At 57.9% G+C, this 17,520-nt stretch carries 15 protein-coding genes and 3 pseudogenes; 17 read left to right on the forward strand and 1 reads right to left on the reverse strand.

Annotation, left to right across the window (positions count from 1 at the left end; genetic code table 11):
• Window positions 1-224: 224 nt before the first annotated feature.
• From ugpA to ugpQ, 5 genes and pseudogenes are all read left to right on the forward strand, one after another.
• Window positions 225-1,092, forward strand: a pseudogene (gene ugpA, locus AAAK34_RS18345) (sn-glycerol-3-phosphate ABC transporter permease UgpA); the annotation flags it as partial.
• Between the two features lie 25 nt (window positions 1,093-1,117).
• Window positions 1,118-1,972, forward strand: a complete 855-nt coding sequence (gene ugpE / locus AAAK34_RS18350; RefSeq protein ID WP_231694853.1) for a sn-glycerol-3-phosphate ABC transporter permease UgpE — start codon at window positions 1,118-1,120, stop codon at window positions 1,970-1,972.
• Window positions 1,973-2,054: 82 nt separating this feature from the next.
• Window positions 2,055-2,488: pseudogene (locus AAAK34_RS18355) on the forward strand (ATP-binding cassette domain-containing protein); the annotation flags it as partial.
• Between the two features lie 291 nt (window positions 2,489-2,779).
• On the forward strand, window positions 2,780-3,079 hold the full coding sequence (locus AAAK34_RS18360) for a TOBE domain-containing protein (protein WP_431778039.1): 300 nt from the start codon (window positions 2,780-2,782) through the stop codon (window positions 3,077-3,079).
• A gap of 583 nt (window positions 3,080-3,662) precedes the next feature.
• Window positions 3,663-4,400 carry a glycerophosphodiester phosphodiesterase gene (gene ugpQ / locus AAAK34_RS18365; protein WP_231694782.1) on the forward strand — a complete coding sequence of 246 codons (738 nt, stop codon included), beginning with the start codon at window positions 3,663-3,665 and terminating at the stop codon, window positions 4,398-4,400.
• Window positions 4,401-4,851: 451 nt separating this feature from the next.
• On the opposite strand, the gene AAAK34_RS18370 is transcribed toward ugpQ, so the two are convergent.
• Complete coding sequence (locus AAAK34_RS18370; RefSeq protein ID WP_231694781.1) at window positions 4,852-5,154, reverse strand: hypothetical protein; 303 nt, start codon at window positions 5,152-5,154, stop codon at window positions 4,852-4,854.
• A gap of 216 nt (window positions 5,155-5,370) precedes the next feature.
• On the opposite strand from AAAK34_RS18370, the gene hemA reads away from it, so the two are divergent.
• The 12 genes and pseudogenes from hemA (at window position 5,371) to AAAK34_RS18430 (ending at window position 17,369) form a co-directional block, all read left to right on the forward strand.
• Window positions 5,371-6,636, forward strand: a complete 1,266-nt coding sequence (gene hemA / locus AAAK34_RS18375) for a glutamyl-tRNA reductase (RefSeq protein WP_231694780.1) — start codon at window positions 5,371-5,373, stop codon at window positions 6,634-6,636.
• A gap of 200 nt (window positions 6,637-6,836) precedes the next feature.
• Window positions 6,837-7,412 carry a GspH/FimT family pseudopilin gene (locus AAAK34_RS18380; protein ID WP_231694779.1) on the forward strand — a complete coding sequence of 192 codons (576 nt, stop codon included), beginning with the start codon at window positions 6,837-6,839 and terminating at the stop codon, window positions 7,410-7,412.
• Between the two features lie 9 nt (window positions 7,413-7,421).
• The gene (gene pilV, locus AAAK34_RS18385; RefSeq protein WP_431777547.1) at window positions 7,422-8,066 is read left to right on the forward strand and encodes a type IV pilus modification protein PilV; all 645 of its coding nucleotides are present in this window, start codon (window positions 7,422-7,424) and stop codon (window positions 8,064-8,066) included.
• Window positions 8,063-9,073, forward strand: coding sequence for a PilW family protein (locus AAAK34_RS18390; RefSeq protein ID WP_431777548.1), 1,011 nt, complete (start codon window positions 8,063-8,065; stop codon window positions 9,071-9,073). The genes pilV and AAAK34_RS18390 overlap by 4 nt, the downstream gene beginning before the upstream one ends.
• A gap of 29 nt (window positions 9,074-9,102) precedes the next feature.
• Window positions 9,103-9,723, forward strand: a complete 621-nt coding sequence (locus AAAK34_RS18395) for a PilX N-terminal domain-containing pilus assembly protein (RefSeq protein WP_231694776.1) — start codon at window positions 9,103-9,105, stop codon at window positions 9,721-9,723.
• Between the two features lie 40 nt (window positions 9,724-9,763).
• Window positions 9,764-10,255 (forward strand): type IV pilin protein, encoded by a 492-nt coding sequence (locus AAAK34_RS18400; RefSeq protein ID WP_431777549.1) that lies wholly within the window; start codon window positions 9,764-9,766, stop codon window positions 10,253-10,255.
• Between the two features lie 38 nt (window positions 10,256-10,293).
• Complete coding sequence (locus AAAK34_RS18405) at window positions 10,294-12,759, forward strand: hypothetical protein (RefSeq protein WP_431777550.1); 2,466 nt, start codon at window positions 10,294-10,296, stop codon at window positions 12,757-12,759.
• On the forward strand, window positions 12,714-14,393 hold the full coding sequence (locus AAAK34_RS18410; RefSeq protein ID WP_431777551.1) for a pilus assembly protein: 1,680 nt from the start codon (window positions 12,714-12,716) through the stop codon (window positions 14,391-14,393). The genes AAAK34_RS18405 and AAAK34_RS18410 overlap by 46 nt, the downstream gene beginning before the upstream one ends.
• Before the next feature lie 17 nt (window positions 14,394-14,410).
• Window positions 14,411-15,492, forward strand: a pseudogene (gene prfA, locus AAAK34_RS18415) (peptide chain release factor 1).
• Window positions 15,493-15,526: 34 nt separating this feature from the next.
• On the forward strand, window positions 15,527-15,892 hold the full coding sequence (locus AAAK34_RS18420) for a BON domain-containing protein (protein WP_231694773.1): 366 nt from the start codon (window positions 15,527-15,529) through the stop codon (window positions 15,890-15,892).
• On the forward strand, window positions 15,864-16,739 hold the full coding sequence (prmC, locus tag AAAK34_RS18425; protein ID WP_231694772.1) for a peptide chain release factor N(5)-glutamine methyltransferase: 876 nt from the start codon (window positions 15,864-15,866) through the stop codon (window positions 16,737-16,739). The genes AAAK34_RS18420 and prmC overlap by 29 nt, the downstream gene beginning before the upstream one ends.
• 267 nt (window positions 16,740-17,006) lie before the next feature.
• Complete coding sequence (locus AAAK34_RS18430; protein ID WP_231694771.1) at window positions 17,007-17,369, forward strand: BON domain-containing protein; 363 nt, start codon at window positions 17,007-17,009, stop codon at window positions 17,367-17,369.
• Window positions 17,370-17,520: the final 151 nt, after the last annotated feature.

Here is a 17,520-nt window from a genome sequence, read left to right on the forward strand (position 1 = left end):
AGAAGAACGAGGCCGTTTTGCGACACCCTCTGAAGCCGCTCCTACAAGGGACCCCTCTTTGTTTCTTTCCGGAACGCCGGGCGCCGAAAGGAACCTGGAAAGCTCGAAAGCCACTGCTACAAAGACAGAGCCCTTCGAAGCAGACCGAATCAATCATCCAATAAGCGTAATCCCTGAAAGGATCCGCCCTTTCACGCCACATACGGCCGCTATGATCTTCATTCATGGAAAAACGCGTTCGCTTTAAATCTGCCTGGCTGCCGTGGCTCCTGATCGCGCCGCAAATGGCGATCGTGCTCGTGTTTTTTCTGGCCGGCCGCGCAGGCCCTCTACCAGAGTCTTCTGCAGGAAGATGCCTTCGGAACCAGCCGCGAATTCGTCGGCATGGCCAACTTCGAACGGCTCTTTGACGACCCGAGCTACAGGAACTCGTTCAAGATCACCGCCGTCTTTTCGCTTCTGGTGGCCACCGTGGGAATCAGCGTGGCGCTGTTGCTGGCGGTTATGGCCAACCGCGTGGTGCGCGGCGCCGGCCTTTACAAGACTCTGCTGATCTGGCCCTATGCCGTGGCTCCCGTGGTGGCTGGCGTGTTGTGGTTAATGATGTTCGCATCGCCCTGGGGCGTGGTCTCCTACGCCCTGCAGGCCATGGGGTATGAGTGGAACCATTTACTCGACTCAGGCGACGCCATGACGCTGATCGTGATCGCCGCAGTGTGGAAGCAGATTTCCTACAACTTCCTGTTCTTCCTGGCCGGGCTGCAATCCATTCCGAACGCGGTCATCGAGGCGGCCACCATTGATGGCGCCACCCCATGGCGGCGCTTCTGGACCATCATTTTTCCGCTGCTCTCTCCCACCACGTTCTTCCTGCTGGTCATGAACGTGATCTATGCCTTCTTTGAAACCTTCGCGATCGTGGATGCAGCCACGCACGGTGGCCCCGGCAAGGACACTTCCATTTTGGTCTACCGCGTGTACTACGACGGCTTCAAGGCGCTAGACATGGGCGGGTCAGCCGCTCAATCGGTGGTACTGATGAGCATTGTCATTTTGCTCACGGTCTTCCAGTTCCGCTTTGTCGAGAAAAAGTTCAGTACTGAGGACGCCAAAGATGATGGTAGAACGCCGCCCCGTACTGGATGCCATGGCCCACGCCATACTGATCGTGGGGGTGTCGATCGTCGCCTTCCCGGTGCTGGTCGCCTTCATCATGTCGACGCAAACGGCCCAGCAGATTTCCGGAAGCCACCCGCTCTCGCTGGTGCCGGGCACCAACTTCGCCTATACCTACCAGTTGGCCCTCATGGGCGGCAAGACGGCCAACGGCGCTACCATTGCTGCGGGTTGGCCCATGCTGTGGGTAAGCTTCGTCACCGCGATGGTCATTGCCCTTGGCAAAATTGCCATTTCCCTGCTGTCTGCGTTCGCTCTGGTGTACTTCCGGTTCCCGTTTCGGGGACTGGTGTTCTGGATGATCTTCATCACACTGATGCTGCCCGTGGAAGTACGCATCGGGCCCACATATGAGGTCATTTCAGACCTGAAAATGCTCAACAGCTACGCGGGCCTGACGGTGCCGCTGATAGCCTCTGCCACGGCCACCTTTCTATTCCGCCAATTTTTCCTGACCGTGCCGGACGAACTGGCAGAAGCCGCGCGTATTGACGGTGCCGGTCCTATGCGGTTTTTCAAGGACATCCTTCTGCCGCTCTCCAAGACCAGCATGGCCGCGTTGTTCGTGATCCAGTTCATTTACGGCTGGAACCAGTACCTCTGGCCTCTGATCGTGACCACGAGCGAAGACATGTACCCCATTGTTCTTGGGATCAAGCGAGCGATCTTCGGGGAGATTTATGTCGAGTGGAACGTCGTCATGGCCACCGCCATTTTGGCCATGTTGCCACCAGCCCTGGTGGTCATTCTGATGCAGAAGTGGTTCGTGAAAGGCCTCGTCGACACCGAGAAATAAGACAGGTGGCCGAGACGTTCAACGTATCGCGTTGAGCCGAGACCTCGCCCCAAAGCTGAACGCTTGAACGCTCAACATTCATATGGCTTCCATCGAATTCAACAACGTCATCAAACGCTACGGCTCCGGTGCCAAGGCCACTCAGGTCATCCATGGTGTCAATGCCCAGATCAACGACGGAGAGTTCGTCGTGATCGTAGGACCCTCGGGCTGCGGAAAATCCACCCTGCTGCGTATGGTGGCGGGCCTGGAAGAGATTACCGAAGGCACGATCAGCATCGGCGGCCGGGTGGTCAATGATCTGGAGCCGGCCGAGCGGGATATTGCCATGGTGTTTCAGAACTATGCGCTCTACCCGCACATGAGCGTGTTCGACAACATGGCCTATGGCCTGAAGATCAAAAAGTTCCTACCGAAGAAATTCGGACGCGGGTGGACAAGGCAGCGGCCATTCTGGAACTAGGCGCCCTTCTGCAGCGCAAGCCCCGCGAACTTTCCGGCGGTCAGCGACAGCGCGTGGCCATGGGGCGAGCCATCGTGAGACAGCCTCAAGTGTTCTTGTTTGACGAGCCCCTCTCCAACCTTGATGCCAAGCTGCGCGCGCAAACGCGCCTGGAGATCGAAAAGCTGCACCGCGAACTTGGCATTACGAGCTTGTTCGTCACCCACGACCAAGTGGAGGCCATGACCCTGGCCCAGCGCATGATCGTGATGAATGCTGGCCGCATGGAACAGTTTGGCACCCCGGAAGAGGTTTATCACCGCCCCGCCACCACTTTTGTAGCCACCTTCATAGGCTCCCCTCCCATGAATCTGCTCAAGAACGTGGAAGGCGTACGCGAAGGCGTATTACTAGGCATTCGCCCCGAACACTTGCGCGTGGTCGAAGGCAGCGGCGGTTGGCTGCTGGAAGTTGAAACCGTCGAAATGCTCGGCGCCGAGCGCCTGGTCTATGGCCACCTTGGCGGCCCCGAAGGCCCCCTCACCATTTTGCGCATGCACGAAACCGAAGCCCCACCCGCACCGGGGCAAGCACTCCATGTACTCCCACTGGAAGATCGAATCCACGGCTTCGACGAAGCCACCGGCGCCCGGATCGAGCATTAGAAAGGCTACGCGCCGAGAAGCGCAGGGCGAGGGGTGTACAAGGCCACTGCAAGATGCCCTTGCTTCGTGAACTTGCTTGCTGCGGATGTTTGAACGTAGAGAACGCAGAGAGCCAACAGCGGTGTTTGCGGGGCGCGAGAATGCCAAGCTGGAGCTTGGCGGTCCCAGGGCTCCAGGGCCGAGCAAAGCAATGGCCCGAGTCAGGTTTCCCCGCCCCTCGGGGAGTGCCGAGCAACGCAGCGCAAGGGGAGGGCAAGGGCACTGCAAGATGCCCTTGCTTCGTGAACTGACTCGCCGCTGCTGTTTGACCGGCGTGAGCGAAGCGAACAAAGGGAGTTCAGCGGCGCCTCCCTTGCGTGAGTAGCGCAGGTTGCCCGAAGCGAAGCGTAGGGACACGCCACGTGGGGTCCGCCTTTTCTTTGGTGTCTTTCTTTCGGCCGGCGATCCGGTGGCGGAGCAAAAGAAAGATACTGCGCTGCCGGGCGCACATCCCGGCCTACAGCCCATCCAAAATAAACAGCGACCCACTACTCACAAGCGTCGAAAAACACCCCCTTCCCGCTTAGCAAAAGGATAAAACCCTATGCCCACCCCCTGGCCCTACCCCTTCTGGATCGCCCACCGAGGCGCCGGCAAGCAAGCCCCCGAAAACACGCTGGCGGCCTTCCGCCTAGGCGCCCAGCATGGCTGGCGCATGTTCGAATGCGATGTCAAACTCAGTGCCGACGGTGTACCCTTCCTGCTGCACGACAACACCCTTGAGCGCACCACCCACGGACATGGCGTCGCAGGGGAGCGCCCCTGGTCCGAACTGGCACAGCTAGACGCCGGCAGCTGGCACTCCCGCGCTTACGCCGGCGAACCCATCCCGACACTCGAAAACCTCGCTCGCTGGTGCCTGATGAATCGACACCATCTGGATATCGAGATCAAACCCACGCCGGGTGCCGAAGAACGCACCGGCCAGGTGGTGGCAGCACTCGCCGCCCGGTTATGGCTGAACGCTGAGGCCCCTCCTTTGCTGACCTCATTCCGCCCAGAGTCGCTCCTGGGCGCCATGACAGCCGCTCCTCAGCTTCCACGCGGACTGCTGCTAGACATCTTGTGGGACGGTTGGCTGAATCACGCTCGGCAACTCCAATGTGTGGCCATCGTATGCAACCACGCCCTATGGGACACCGCGTTGGTCAGCCAGGTGAAGGCCCTGGGCATGAAATGCCTGTCCTACACCGTGAATGACGAATGGGCCGCCGAGCGGCTGATCGCGCTGGGCACGGATGGCATCGTGAGCGACCGGGTGGACTTGTTTGCGCCTTGTTGACCCGGCACCACTTGAACAGCACCCTCATGAGAAACAAAACTTTGAAAGCCCAAAACGGCCTCCATCGCCCCTGCATTTGTAGGAGCGGCTTCAGCCGCGAAGGGTCACCCGTCATCAATGGCGTCTTGTGCTCCCAAGGAAGCCGATCGCGGCTGAAGAGGGTGTCGCAAAACGGCCTCGTTCTTCTTCCCTCTCCCTCCGGGAGAGGGCCAGGGTGAGGGCAGCGGCGCATGATCTGAGACTGTCTTTGGGCGCGCTCCCTCACCCCAACCCTCTCCCGAAAGGAGAGGGGGCAATCGCCACTGCTGCACCAACCACTTTAACGACAGCCTCTGAAGCCGCTCCTACAAGCAAACCCTCTTGTTTCTCCTCAGAACGCGGGGCGCCCCCAAGGGGCTTGGGAAGCTCGTGAGAAACAAAACTTTGATCGGGCTGACCGCGAAACCACAAATCACGACTTCCTTGAAAGCACAAACTGGCTCGTTCCCACAGCCACCACCAGTGCGGCATAGGTGAGCATCCGCCCGTCTGCCGAAGTCACGAACAAGCCGGTGAGCGATACTGCCAGGCCAACGGCAAAATTGACACCGCCTTGCCTGCACCAGCGCCGGAAAAACTCTCGTACGGAAGCTCGTTTACCAAAAAGCATGCCACCCGCCAACGCCACCACCAGCGCCACGAACAGCGCAGGCGCCAGAAAACCGGCCAAATGCAAAATCAGATCTATGAAATCCATATTCTTGATGTTGATCAAGCCTGCTTTTTCTAGGGATGCCCTGCATAACCCTCGCGAGTCGGTGGTAGTGCGGATCGGGATGAGGCGCAAGGCGTCTTTTTGCAGCCAATAGCCCAGCTATTGGCAAGAAAAGCAACGCAGCGGATCGCCCGAGGCCGTGCTGCCACAGACCGCAGGGGGTTATGCAGGGCATCCCTAAGCAAGCAAGCGATTACAAATTTTATAATACAGGCTATGGCTGTTTGGGCACTTGGGCTTAACCACAACACTGCGCCGCTGGATCTGCGCGGTCGTTTTGCGTTCGCGCTCGATCAATTGCCACCGGCGCTCACCGGCTTGCGGCAGTCGCACAGCCACCACCCAGAGGCCACCATCCTCTCCACGTGCAACCGCACAGAAGTTTATTGCGCCAGCGACCGCGTCCAGATCGATCACACGCTGGAGTGGCTGGCCAAGTCCGGCAATGTGCCTGCCAACGCGCTGCGCGACCACACCTACGTGCTCGAAAACGGGCAGGCAGCCCGTCACGCCTTCCGCGTCGCCAGCGGCTTGGACTCCATGGTCCTGGGCGAAGCGCAGATTCTGGGACAAATGAAAAACGCTGTGCGCGCTGCCGAGAACGCCGGCGCCCTGGGCAGCACCCTGAACCAGCTCTTCCAGCGCAGCTTCTCCATCGCCAAGCAGGTACGAAGCTCCACTGAGATCGGTGCCCACAGCATCAGCATGGCTGCCGCCGCAGTGCGTCTGGCCGGCAACCTGTTCGAAGACCTGCACAAAATTCGGGTTCTGTTCGTAGGCGCCGGCGAGATGATCGAGTTGGTGGCCACTCACTTCGCAGCCCGAGATCCCCAGGGCATCGCGATTGCAAACCGCACCCTTGAGCGCGGCGAAAAGCTGGCCACCCGGCTAGGTGGAGAGGTCATGCGCCTGGCCGACCTCCCCCAGCGCCTGCACGAATTTGACGCCGTCATCAGCTGCACCGCCAGCACGCTGCCGATCATTGGTTTGGGTGCGGTCGAACGCGCCCTGAAAAAGCGACGCCACCGGCCGATTTTCATGGTTGACCTGGCTGTGCCGCGCGACATCGAACCTGAGGTACAGGCGCTTGATGACGTGTATCTCTATACCGTCGACGACCTTGCACAGGTGGTTCAAACAGGCCAAGCTAACCGCCAAGCCGCCGTAGCGCAGGCCGAAGCCATTATTGACGCGGGCGTGCAAAGCTTCATGCACTGGGTCGATCAGCGCGACCCGGCTGGCGGCGTGGTGCCGGTGATTCGCCAACTCAACGCCCAAGCCGACGAGTGGCGCGCCCTGGAACTGGATCGTGCCCGCAAACGCCTTGCCAAGGGGGAAGATGTCGAGGCTGTGCTGGAGGCACTCAGCCGCGGCCTGACCCAAAAGATGCTCCACGGCGCCATGGCCGAATTGCGCACCGCCGACCCCAGCCAACGCTCTCAAACAGTCGACGCCATCTCCCGGCTTTTCCTGCGGTCTTGATTTCCGGGCCCGCATCCGCGCCCGCACCACACTCCTGCCCTGTGAAAATTTCACACGTCCTGGGCGTGTGAGAATTAGATTTTTCCTTTTATCAAGCGAATGTGACCGCTTGTCCGAGCGCACCCGGAGTAGGGGTTGAACGGAGTTAATTTCAGAGTGGAAAAAATTCCATTCATGATTTTCTACTCCTCCCACCTACGATGAGCACACCGAAAATTCGGACCCGCGAACCGCATTATTCGAAAGGGGTCACGGCCATCGAATTGCTGGTAACTTTGGCCGTGCTGGCAATTCTGCTTGGTGTTGCCGCACCGGCCATGTCACGTTTCATCAATCAGTGGCAAGTAGCCAATGCAACCAACGCATTTACCGGCAGCCTGCGTACCGCGCGCACGGAAGCCATTGCCCGCGTCAGGCCGGTGGTCATGTGCCGCGTCGCAAACAATACTAGCAACGCCTGCCTCACTGCCGTGGGTACCAACGGGTTCGCCTCTGGCTGGATTGTGTTTGTCAACAATGACCGAGACGGAAACTTTAACTTCAACCCGGACACAGAACCCAAAGATGAATTACTGCTGCGCCAGGTTGCACTGACGGGTATTTCAGATATTATTCCCACCCGCGCAGGAAAATTCGTATTTCTACCCAATGGGCTGCTGAATTCAAATAATAACCGCATTAATGTAGTTGGACGCGACGAAACAAAACGGGGTATTTGTATCAGCAAACCCGGCCGCATACGCTATGTAGCGGATTCGGCGGACTGTACGGATTAATATAAAAATATGTATTCCGTACCTCACATCCACGCACTGAAGAACACAAGATGTCAAGAGACCGGCGGCACTTTGATCGAAGTACTGGTTGCCATGGTGGTTTTGGCCATAGCGCTCCTGGGCATGGCAGGCTTGACATCAGCCTCCATGAAATACAACCATATTTCACGCGCGCATGCCACTGGCCTGAGTTTGGTTAGTGATTATGCTGAAAGGGCACGATCCAATCTCACGGCATTTGCTGATTATGAGTATAAAGTGGCCTATACATCCAGCACACGAGGTGCCGCCACCTCGGATCCCACTGCTGCACCCGAATCTTGTACGGTAGACACCACCAATGCCAGCAGCCCCGTAAATACCTGCGCTGCGGCCATCGCCAAATACGACCAGTCGCAGTGGCTGACTAACGTTGCCAACCGGTTGCCTGGAGGAACGGCCTACATTGAAGCCTCACTGACCAATGCGCCGCCCGGCATTTCGGGTTTACCACCCACACGGGTACTTGATATTTGGCTCATCTGGTCAGAAATTGCACAGAAGCAAGATTTCAAACAAACCCAGGCTTGCCCCAGCGGCGCCAATATTCCCAAGGTGAGTGAGGGCTCCAGCGAAACTCCGGTGGCGTGCATGTATTTCAGGATCACGCTATGAGAGTGCCGAGCACTATCAAAAGCTTCCGGCTTGGCGTACAGCCAGTGCGCAGTAGCAGCCGCGGCTTTACCCTGTTGGAACTGCTGATCGCGCTGACGATCGGGCTCGTCATTCTGTCGGCGGGCATGGCGGTTTATTTATCAGCCGGGCGCGCAAGCCAAGTGTCTCAATACGAGACTCAGCTCAATGAAGACGGCATACTCGCCTTGAACTTGATACAGGCGCAGATCAAGCAGGCCGGGTATTCTGAACAAATTATTCCCAATAGCGGAGCCACGGTCACCGGAAATTTTTATGGCATCGCCATCAGAGGTTGCGACGGTGGCTTCTCTGACGATGCAGTGGCTTTTGCCAGTTTGGCCTGCGCTACTGGTGCAGGCAGCGACTCCATTGCTGTTCGCTACCAGGCGACGGTTTATAACACCTACCCCACCATCGGGCCGCCTCCAGCCCCCACCAATTGCATTGGCAATGGCATCAGCACAACCACGCCGTCGCAGGTAAGCCCCGTCCCTTCGACAGCCCCCGAAAAATATGCTCTGGCCGACAACCGCTACTCAGTCAAATCATCAGGTGGCCAGCCTACCCTGGTTTGCCGCGGCATACAGAACAGTGCGGTCAGCCCGCCGACAGGAGACATCCAACCCCTGCTGGCAAACGTGGAGGAAATGCAATTGCGCTATGGCGTGGCCTCTAGGCCCAGCCTGGAGCTGGCTTCCAGCTACGACCCCATGCGCCACCAGATCATCAATTATCTGACGGCCAGTGAAATAGACGCACTGCCCACCACGGGCACCCAGCCAAATATAACGGACGACCGCTGGGGGCGGGTGCTGAGCGTCCGGGTGTGCCTGCTGATGCGCAGCGACCTTCCGGTGCCTGACACCCCCCCAGGCGGCCTCACCTACAAGACCTGTGACAACGTGGACGCCACGAGCACAGATGGCCACCTTCGTAGAACCTACACCACCACCATTTTATTGAGAAACCGGCTGATTATTCCTTGATCGCCCTCATTAATAATCTTTAGAATGGCATGCAAAATAATAGGCTAATTAAAACCCCGCCCACTCAGCTGCCTGATGCCGCCTTCATGCGTGAGCAGGGGGTAGTGCTTGTAATCACACTTATTTTGGTTGTGATTCTCTCACTGTTGGGCACAGTAGCCATACGTAATGCCACTCAGACCGAACGCAGCATTAATGGCGTTCGCACTTCCCAGGTGGCACAAGAAGCCGCCGAGACCGCACTGCGCTTTTGCGAACAGATCGTTCTATTTTCAGATGAGGGAAAGCCCTACGAGGAATATGGCACCACGGGTTTGACGGAAAAAGTCATTACCACCACCATTAGCTCTGAGCAAGATACGAATGCGGCCTGGCGTACGGCAGCCAATTGGGTGGGCGCCAACGCGATTGTAGTGCCCGACCATTACTTCAAAAAATACAAGAGTGCAGCCATTGATACGGACGCTACGGCACTGACCGTGGCACCTCGGTGCATGATCCAGAAAATACAAAACACCAACACGCCGCCCCTGATAGGTTATTTGATCACAGCACGCGGCTTTGCAAACAACGCAAAATTTGATTCTGACACGGGAAAAATCACTTACGGTGCAGAGTCCTGGATGCAATCGGTTCTTACCAAGAGCTGAAGATCATGCACGGCCGTTGCACCCCTTAGATTCAGTAGAAATGAAAAAGCACCCTATCAATCAATCAGTTCATGGTTTTACTCTGATAGAAGTCATGATTGTAGTCGCCATTATCGGTATTCTTGCCGCCATTGCGCTGCCTAGTTATTCAGAGTATATAAAGCGTTCAAAGCGCAGCGAAGCACAAACTGTGTTGCAGGAAGCTGCCCAATTCATGCAACGGTATTATTCCGCGAACGACCGTTATACCGCCACATCGGGCACCACCACCACAGAGAGCGAGCAGACAACTGGTACACCCGCAGCCAGCTTGCTGCCCTCCGGGCTCCGCCAGTCCCCAACCGCGGGCACGGCGAACTACAACGTCATTGTGCTGGCCAAGGATAGCCCACCCAGTTTCACTGTAAGGGCCACCCCAACGGGCGGCATGACTGGCGATGCCTGTGGCGAGTTCAGCTTGAACAGCCTGGGCGTCAAAGCCTACAGCCCGCCCAGTGGCAGCAGCAAGTCCTTGGCGGATTGCTGGAAATAGACCAAATAAAAGGCACCTTCCTACAGGGGGAATTGACGATGTGGTTGAACAACTCAAGTAAAGACGCCTCTCCTCTAAGATTATTTCGAGAAGCACGTCAACTGCTCAGCGCTGGAATTTTATTCTGTGTGGTAGCTACCTCATTTGCAGCCAACGCACCCAGTCAGGCACCTTTATTCAGTGTAGTTTCGGGTGCGAAACCGAACCTGGTGTTCATGCTAGATAACTCGGGATCGATGGCGTTCGAGTACCCCGAAGGTTATGTGCTTGAGAATGCCTGCAAAGATGGAAGCAGCACCGTCAGCCGCGACGAGTGCATTACCTCGACCTGGACTACTTACGAAATATGCAAGTATGGGAGCGCCTCAAGGTACACAGCACCGCCTGAAATGACGAGTTACTGGCGGCCAGGCCCAGCGCGGGGATGCCTGAACAACGGCGGCAACTGGTCTCATGGAAATGGCCTGAAAGAAAATATTCGAATCAGAGTTGAAACGCCCAATGATAAGCGCGGCTGGTACCAAATGCGGTCGAGCACATTCAACCCTCAGTACTATAATCCCGCCGTCACATATAGCTCTCGCGTCACGGCAGACGGCACCAAGCTTGCTAACTCAATCAGGTTTGTCGACAATCAAAAGTCAGGCGGCTTCTTTTACAGGGCCAGCACCGGGGGATACTGCTGGCCCAATAGTTGCAACAGCACAGACACAGAAGCATATGTTCCCAAGTACACGACCTACAACCCAACTGAAAATGTACCTGCGACAGCGAAATTCAGCTACGTCATGTGCAACAACTCCAGTTGCGAAGCAGCCACAGAAATAGCTCTTACATATACAAGTTCGGAGAGCATTGCGTTACCAGATGGGCACTCGCGCAGTGACTGCGGCAAGAATTCCAACACCTGCGCCGCTGCCATTGAACGGCAGAATATTATAAACTGGTATGAGTGGTATCGGAGCCGGATTTTGTCTATTACAACTGCGGTTGGACAAGCCATGCAGGGATATGACAACAAGTTCCGTATCGGCTATGGAAAATATAATTCTGCCAACTCGTCCGACTACTGGGATTCAAGCCGCGTGGATCAAGGGGTCCGGTACTTTCGCGACGAATCTGCATCCACACAGAAGTGGAAATCAGATTTTTATAGCTGGCTCTATGGTGTAAAGGCCTACGGTGGAACGCCATCTCACAATGCCTTGCAGCTCGCAGGAAAATATTACAACAAGGATAATCGAACCACGCTTGGCAACCCTTGGCGGAACGACCCCACAAGTACAGCTGCTGAAAATGCCAACTCCGATCTAAGCTGCCGCCGCGCCTATACCATCGTTCTTTCTGACGGCGCATGGAACTCAGGCACCAGCGCTGGAGCAGACAGGAAGTACGCCAGTATTAATGGCACAACCAATTTCAGCGGATCTCCTGGCGGAAACTCAACTGCCCTGCAGTACAACCCGAGTGGTGCAACGGGATGGAACAGTTCGAACGTCACCACCAAACTGGCGGCACGTAGTTTATACGTTCCGTATACGGATGGCACCATCAGCTCTAACGGGTTGGCCGATCTGGCTGCCAACTACTTTTGGAATACAGATTTCAGCTCTGCCTTACCAAATAATGTTCCTTCTATTCCCGGCCAGAACAACCCTACGTTTTGGCAAAACATGACCACCTACACCATCGGCTGGGGTCTGACGCCTACTGGGGACAATGGTATTTCGGGCGGACTCACTTGGTCTTCAATTAATAAATATATCAATGACTGGCTCGCAGGGAATACGGCCACCTTGCCCAAATGGGGCGACAGCAATAAATCATTGAACCTAAACTCTTCGGACACCAGCGATGATCTCCGAATCAACGACTTCATACGTGCGGGGTTTTCCGGCGGTGGTCGCGCCTACAGCGTTTACTCCAGTGACGATGTGCGCCGCGCCATCGACAATGCTCTCAGCAGCATGGTGGGTTCCGGCAACGATGCTGGTGTCGCAGTTTCTGGCAACAGCGGTGATTTCCAGACGCTAGAAAATCTACTGAAATATACGACGGAATACAACACCTCTAACAACACCGGGGACATCAAGTCATTCCTGCTGGATGCCAACGGCAACTATAGCAACTATGACGCCTCCGGCACCCCTATTCCGGTATGGTCGGCGAATGAGCGAATGCCTTCCGTCAATAACCGGAAGCTTTTCTCCCTTTCGGGATACGACCCCGCCAACCCCTCGATCAACCAGACACTTCGGAAAGAGCTGAACTACAGCACCAGGCTTGCGGACCTGCCTGCCGACTTCACTTCATTGCTGAACGCCAATGCCCAGCAAAAGACGGATGAAACCTTCATTCGATATCTTCTGGGTGCAGACGGCTTGGCCAACGCAAGTGGCGCCATTTACAGGATGAGAGAAAAGCCGATTTCCGCCTCGGTCAATTCGCCCCCGTCTTCGTGGGCGGGCGCATTAACATGGGTTACGCCGAGCATGGTAGCGTAGACGGCGGCTCTTTCTACGACGCATTTATTTCCAAAAAGAAGACTTTGCCGGCGACCATTTTTGCAGCCACTAACGCAGGCAAGGTTCATGTCATTAACGCCGCGCAGTCAGACACAGCGCTCACGGTTGGAGGCGTCAGGGTGCGCGGCGGCGCAGAAGTAGCGGCATTCATGCCGAAGAACGCCATGAGAGCACAAATCGACCTGGCCAACCCAGCATTCCGGTTCCGCTATGTGCTAGATGGCGCTGTGGTTGAGCATGATGCCTATGACGATGGCGCCAAGACGCCGGCCGCCACCACGGGTGGCACGTGGCGCAGTCTGGTGTTTGGCACCGGCGGACGCGCAGGCAACTTCCTTTACGGGCTCGAGTCGCCCTTGAATGCCGCCGATCGGGTGCCGACCAAGGATCACTTCCTGTGGGAGGTGGATTCGTCCGCGCCGAGCTACAAAGATCTGGCAAATGTCACCAACAGCCCCACTGCCGGCCAGCTGGACAATGGCCGCTGGGTCATGCTGACGCCGAGCGGCCACTATGGAGGGGCTTCCAAACAAGTTGGTCTGTATGTGGTGGACGCGTTCAGCGGACAGGTCGTCAAATTCATTCCCTTGCCCGCTAGCTATAACAATGACGGCACCACCATGCGTAACCGCGGCCTGGGTGGGGTGGTTGCGGTTCGGGGCATGGACCGAAAAATTGCAGCGGCCTATGCCGGCGACGCCAACGGAAACTTGTGGCGCTTTGATTTGCGCTCCAGCAAGCTGGCGGTGTCTTACGACAAGCCGGTTTTCACCACCCCGGGTGGCGCCAGCCAACCGATTTATGGTGCCCCCGCCTGGCAGGCACACCCCGGAGACGGCACAGGCTGCAAGTACAGCAGTACGAGCCAGTGTGGAGCCATTGTGGTTGTCGCTACCGGCATTTTGCTGGACGAAGACGATCTGGCCACGCCGGCCACTCGCCAAGGCATTTACGGGGTGTGGGATCCCACGGCCATCGGCTCTGACGACAAGGCTGGCTTCGGAACCGTGACTAACAGCCAATTGGTAGAGCAAACCATTGACTTGGCTTCTGCCAAGGATGGCTCTGGCAAAGACAGCACAGGCAGAACCTTCTACCAAGTCAGCTCGAACGCGGTTGACTGGAAAACCAAGAAGGGCTGGTTCTTGAACCTGGGCGTGATCAGCATGACCGGCACCATGCTCAATGGCGAGCGGTCCATTAGCGACCTCTCGAACCTGGGCAGCAGTGTGCAGATCACGACCTTCCTGCCGGAAGGCAAGGACATGTCGATTGAATCGTGCACCGCCACGGGTAGCCTGCCCAACATCATGTACATACTTGACAGCCTGACTGGCAAGAACAAGCGCTCTTTCGACATCAACTCAGATGGCCGCGCAGATCTTTATTCGGTTGCGGCCATTCCAGATGGAGGCTTCACACGCGGGAACGTAACTTCGCGCAACACACGTGGCCTGCACAACGAAGGTGACGTGCAGCTGAAGCCAAAGCAGGACTGCACCGATGAGACCGCTTATTTCACCGGTGTGGGCGGCACGATCAAAGGCTTCGACGCGTGTGTCAGCACCGGCTGGCGGCGTGCCTGGCGTCCCGTGGTGAACCCGCCTTTCTAGGAGACAATATCGGCCGCATGCAAGCATTCGTCCGCCAACAACTGATCCGCTACGCCGAGCGCCTTTCCGAGCTCGACTTCCTTCTTTCCCGCCCGGACATCATGTCGGATATGCCGGCATTTCTGAAGCTCTCCAGGGAGCACACGGAAGTGTCGGCCCTGGCTGGCCGCTGGCAGCGGTATCAGCAGCGCGAGGCAGATCTGGCGGCAGCGGAAGACATGCTGGACGATCCGGACATGGCCGACCTGGCTCGGGAAGAAATGGCGGCGAGTGAGGCCGAACTGGCTGAACTGGACGCGGAACTGCAACGCATGTTGCTGCCCAAAGACCCGCAGGACGAGCGCAACGCCTTTGTGGAAATTCGGGCGGGGACGGGCGGAGACGAATCCGCACTTTTCGCTGGCGATCTGGCGCGCATGTATATGCGCTACGCTGAACGACAAGGATGGCGCTGCGAGATCATGAGCGAGTCGCCTGCTGAGATTGGCGGCTACAAGGAGATCGTGATCAAGGTGGAGGGCGCTGGCGCCTATGGCCAACTGCGGTTTGAATCCGGCGGGCACAGGGTGCAGCGCGTTCCGGTCACGGAAACGCAGGGCCGCATTCATACCAGCGCGGCCACGGTGGCGGTGATGCCGGAACCTGATGAAGCAGAAGCCATTACGCTGAACCCGGCAGACCTGCGCATTGACACTTTCAGGGCCTCAGGTGCGGGGGGCAACACATTAACAAAACCGATTCTGCCGTGCGGGTGGTTCACTTGCCCACGGGGATCGTGGCCGAATGCCAGGATGGCCGCAGCCAGCATTCCAACAAGGCCAAGGCGCTGCAGGTACTGCAGGCGCGCATACAAGAAAAGGAACGAAGCGAGAAAGCCGCCAAGGAGGCCGCCACGCGCAAGGGGCTGATTGGTTCAGGCGACCGCAGCGACCGTATTCGCACCTACAATTTCCCTCAAGGACGACTGACTGATCACCGCATCAACCTGACACTCTACAAGCTTTCCTACATCATGGAGGGTGATCTGAGTGAGGTCATTGGTGCGCTCCGTGCGGAGCGTGAGGCTGAGCAAATGGCCGAGCTGGAAGTGAATGCATGAACCTAAAAGCCGTTTCCAGGACGAAAGGCTGACTATGCGAGCTGTTAAATTTCTCACCGCCTGCGCATGCGGTGCCACGGTACTGCTGGCTGGGTGCACGGGGGGCACGCCTTGGGGGGCCACGCCGCAGAACATTCGGCTGCCGCGCATCGAGAACATTCCGGCCACGATGGAGGCCGGAACCACGGCAGGCGCCCAACGACTGGCTGAACGCGTTCGCGCCGCGCTGAATGCAGAACCGCGCCTGGCGGGGTCGAACCTTCAAGTGGAAGGATTTGAAGGCGGCGTGATCATTCTGAGTGGCGCGCCGCCCTCTGCCGCTGAGCGTGAACTGGCCGTGCAGACCGCACGTCAGATTCCAGGCGTGCGCGATGTGGTGGACCGCATGTCTGCGCCTTGACCCCTCCGTGAATCTCGCACAAGCGCTCAACTACGCGCAGGGGCTGGGGCTTCCACTATCGGAAGCGCGAATGCTGCTCTTGCATGTGCTGGAACGCCCCACGCACGACCGGGCATGGCTGGTCACGCACGACGGTGACGATGTACCCACCGAGGCCGCGGGCCGGTTTGAACAGATGCTGCACCGGCGTCTGCAAGGCGAACCGATGGCCTACCTGACCGGGCACAAGCCTTTTTATGGCCTCGACCTGGCGGTGGATGCCCGTGTTCTGGACCCCCGGGATGATACCGAGACTCTGGTCGACTGGGCTTTGGAACTCTGCCCTCCTGAACCTCGGGCCACGCGATGGCGTTTGATCGACCTGGGCACGGGCAGTGGTGCGATCGCGCTGGCACTAGCTCAGCAGCGGCCCGCAGCCAAGGTGACCGCGATTGATCGCAGCACAGACGCGTTGGCTGTAGCCGCCTCGAACGCCCAGCGCCTGAATTTGCCGCTTCGCCTGCTGGAGGGCAGCTGGTTTGCCCCGGTCGGTGGCGAGCAGTTTGATCTGATCCTGAGCAACCCGCCCTACATCCGGGAAGACGATCCGCACCTGCAGGCATTGACGCACGAACCGCACGGGGCGCTGGTGAGCGGAGCGGATGGTCTGGCGGATATTCGGCAGCTGATTGCCCAGGCGCCAGATTACCTGGTGCCCGGCGGCTGGCTGCTGCTGGAGCACGGCTGGGATCAGGCTGTTACGGTGCGTGAGTTGTTGGCGTCAGCAGGGTTCGAACGGGTTCAGTCTCGACAAGATCTGGCGGGCATTGAACGATGCTCTGGCGGGCAGAGGCCGTCTATCCGATAGCGGCGTGCGCTTGGCAAGCAGGGGTGGAGGTAACAGCGGATGACATTGATCCGCTCCCATGATTATTTTCTTCCCACAAGCGCCTCGCCGTCTTCGTCATCCTCGCGAAAGCGGGGATCCAGCGACGTTGGACAGGCCGCACTGGATCCCCGCCTTCGCGAGGATGACCAGACAGGGAAAGGAAGTGGGGAGCGCAGTCTTTAGATCGTTTGCCATTTTCGCTATCATGAGTTCAACGGGGCAACGGCGCCCTTGGCAGGAGTACTCATGAAAAATATTCCCAAATCCACTGGACGACTGGTCGGAGTCCTTTCCCTTGCCGCCGGTACTTTGCTGACGGGCTGTGCTGGCGGCTACGACGGATGGAATTCGCCGTCGACCGGCTCCATGTCGCCCCAGTCTGCGGCCCGAATGAGCCGCTGGCAAGATCTGGAACGCCGCGTCATGGCGGCACTGAGCGCAGACCCCCGGGTAGGAGCCCACGGCCTGAAGGCTGAAGTGCAGAGTGAGGGGGTGGTCACAATCTCTGGCACACCTGCGAACGGCACTGGCGGGCGTGACCTGGCCCTCCAGATAGCACGCAGCGTGCCGGGAGTGCGGCAAGTGGTGAACAATATGCTGATGAACTGAGTCAGGACGGGGCTGCGGGCTGCGCCTGATTGGGAATGCGGAAGAATCCTGGGAATACTGCCAATACTGGGAGTGCAGCGTTTGCAGGTACGCCTTCCCCCGGGACCGCCGAGCTCCAGCTCGGCACTCTGCCCTCCCCGAACGCTGCCGT

Source organism: Ottowia caeni (genome assembly GCF_050821495.1).
Classification (GTDB): Bacteria; Pseudomonadota; Gammaproteobacteria; order Burkholderiales; family Burkholderiaceae_C; genus Ottowia; species Ottowia caeni.

Bases quoted from the DNA above. Each gene is read 5' to 3' on its own strand.
- AAAK34_RS18405 (WP_431777550.1), top strand. From the start codon at position 10,294: ATGTGGTTGAACAACTCAAGTAAAGACGCCTCTCCTCTAAGATTATTT.
- hemA (WP_231694780.1), top strand. From the start codon at position 5,371: ATGGCTGTTTGGGCACTTGGGCTTAACCACAACACTGCGCCGCTGGAT.
- AAAK34_RS18400 (WP_431777549.1), top strand. From the start codon at position 9,764: ATGAAAAAGCACCCTATCAATCAATCAGTTCATGGTTTTACTCTGATA.
- AAAK34_RS18395 (WP_231694776.1), top strand. From the start codon at position 9,103: ATGCAAAATAATAGGCTAATTAAAACCCCGCCCACTCAGCTGCCTGAT.
- AAAK34_RS18420 (WP_231694773.1), top strand. From the start codon at position 15,527: ATGCGAGCTGTTAAATTTCTCACCGCCTGCGCATGCGGTGCCACGGTA.
- AAAK34_RS18390 (WP_431777548.1), top strand. From the start codon at position 8,063: ATGAGAGTGCCGAGCACTATCAAAAGCTTCCGGCTTGGCGTACAGCCA.
- prmC (WP_231694772.1), top strand. From the start codon at position 15,864: ATGTGGTGGACCGCATGTCTGCGCCTTGACCCCTCCGTGAATCTCGCA.
- AAAK34_RS18430 (WP_231694771.1), top strand. From the start codon at position 17,007: ATGAAAAATATTCCCAAATCCACTGGACGACTGGTCGGAGTCCTTTCC.
- ugpQ (WP_231694782.1), top strand. From the start codon at position 3,663: ATGCCCACCCCCTGGCCCTACCCCTTCTGGATCGCCCACCGAGGCGCC.
- pilV (WP_431777547.1), top strand. From the start codon at position 7,422: ATGTATTCCGTACCTCACATCCACGCACTGAAGAACACAAGATGTCAA.
- AAAK34_RS18380 (WP_231694779.1), top strand. From the start codon at position 6,837: ATGAGCACACCGAAAATTCGGACCCGCGAACCGCATTATTCGAAAGGG.
- ugpE (WP_231694853.1), top strand. From the start codon at position 1,118: ATGGTAGAACGCCGCCCCGTACTGGATGCCATGGCCCACGCCATACTG.
- AAAK34_RS18360 (WP_431778039.1), top strand. From the start codon at position 2,780: ATGAATCTGCTCAAGAACGTGGAAGGCGTACGCGAAGGCGTATTACTA.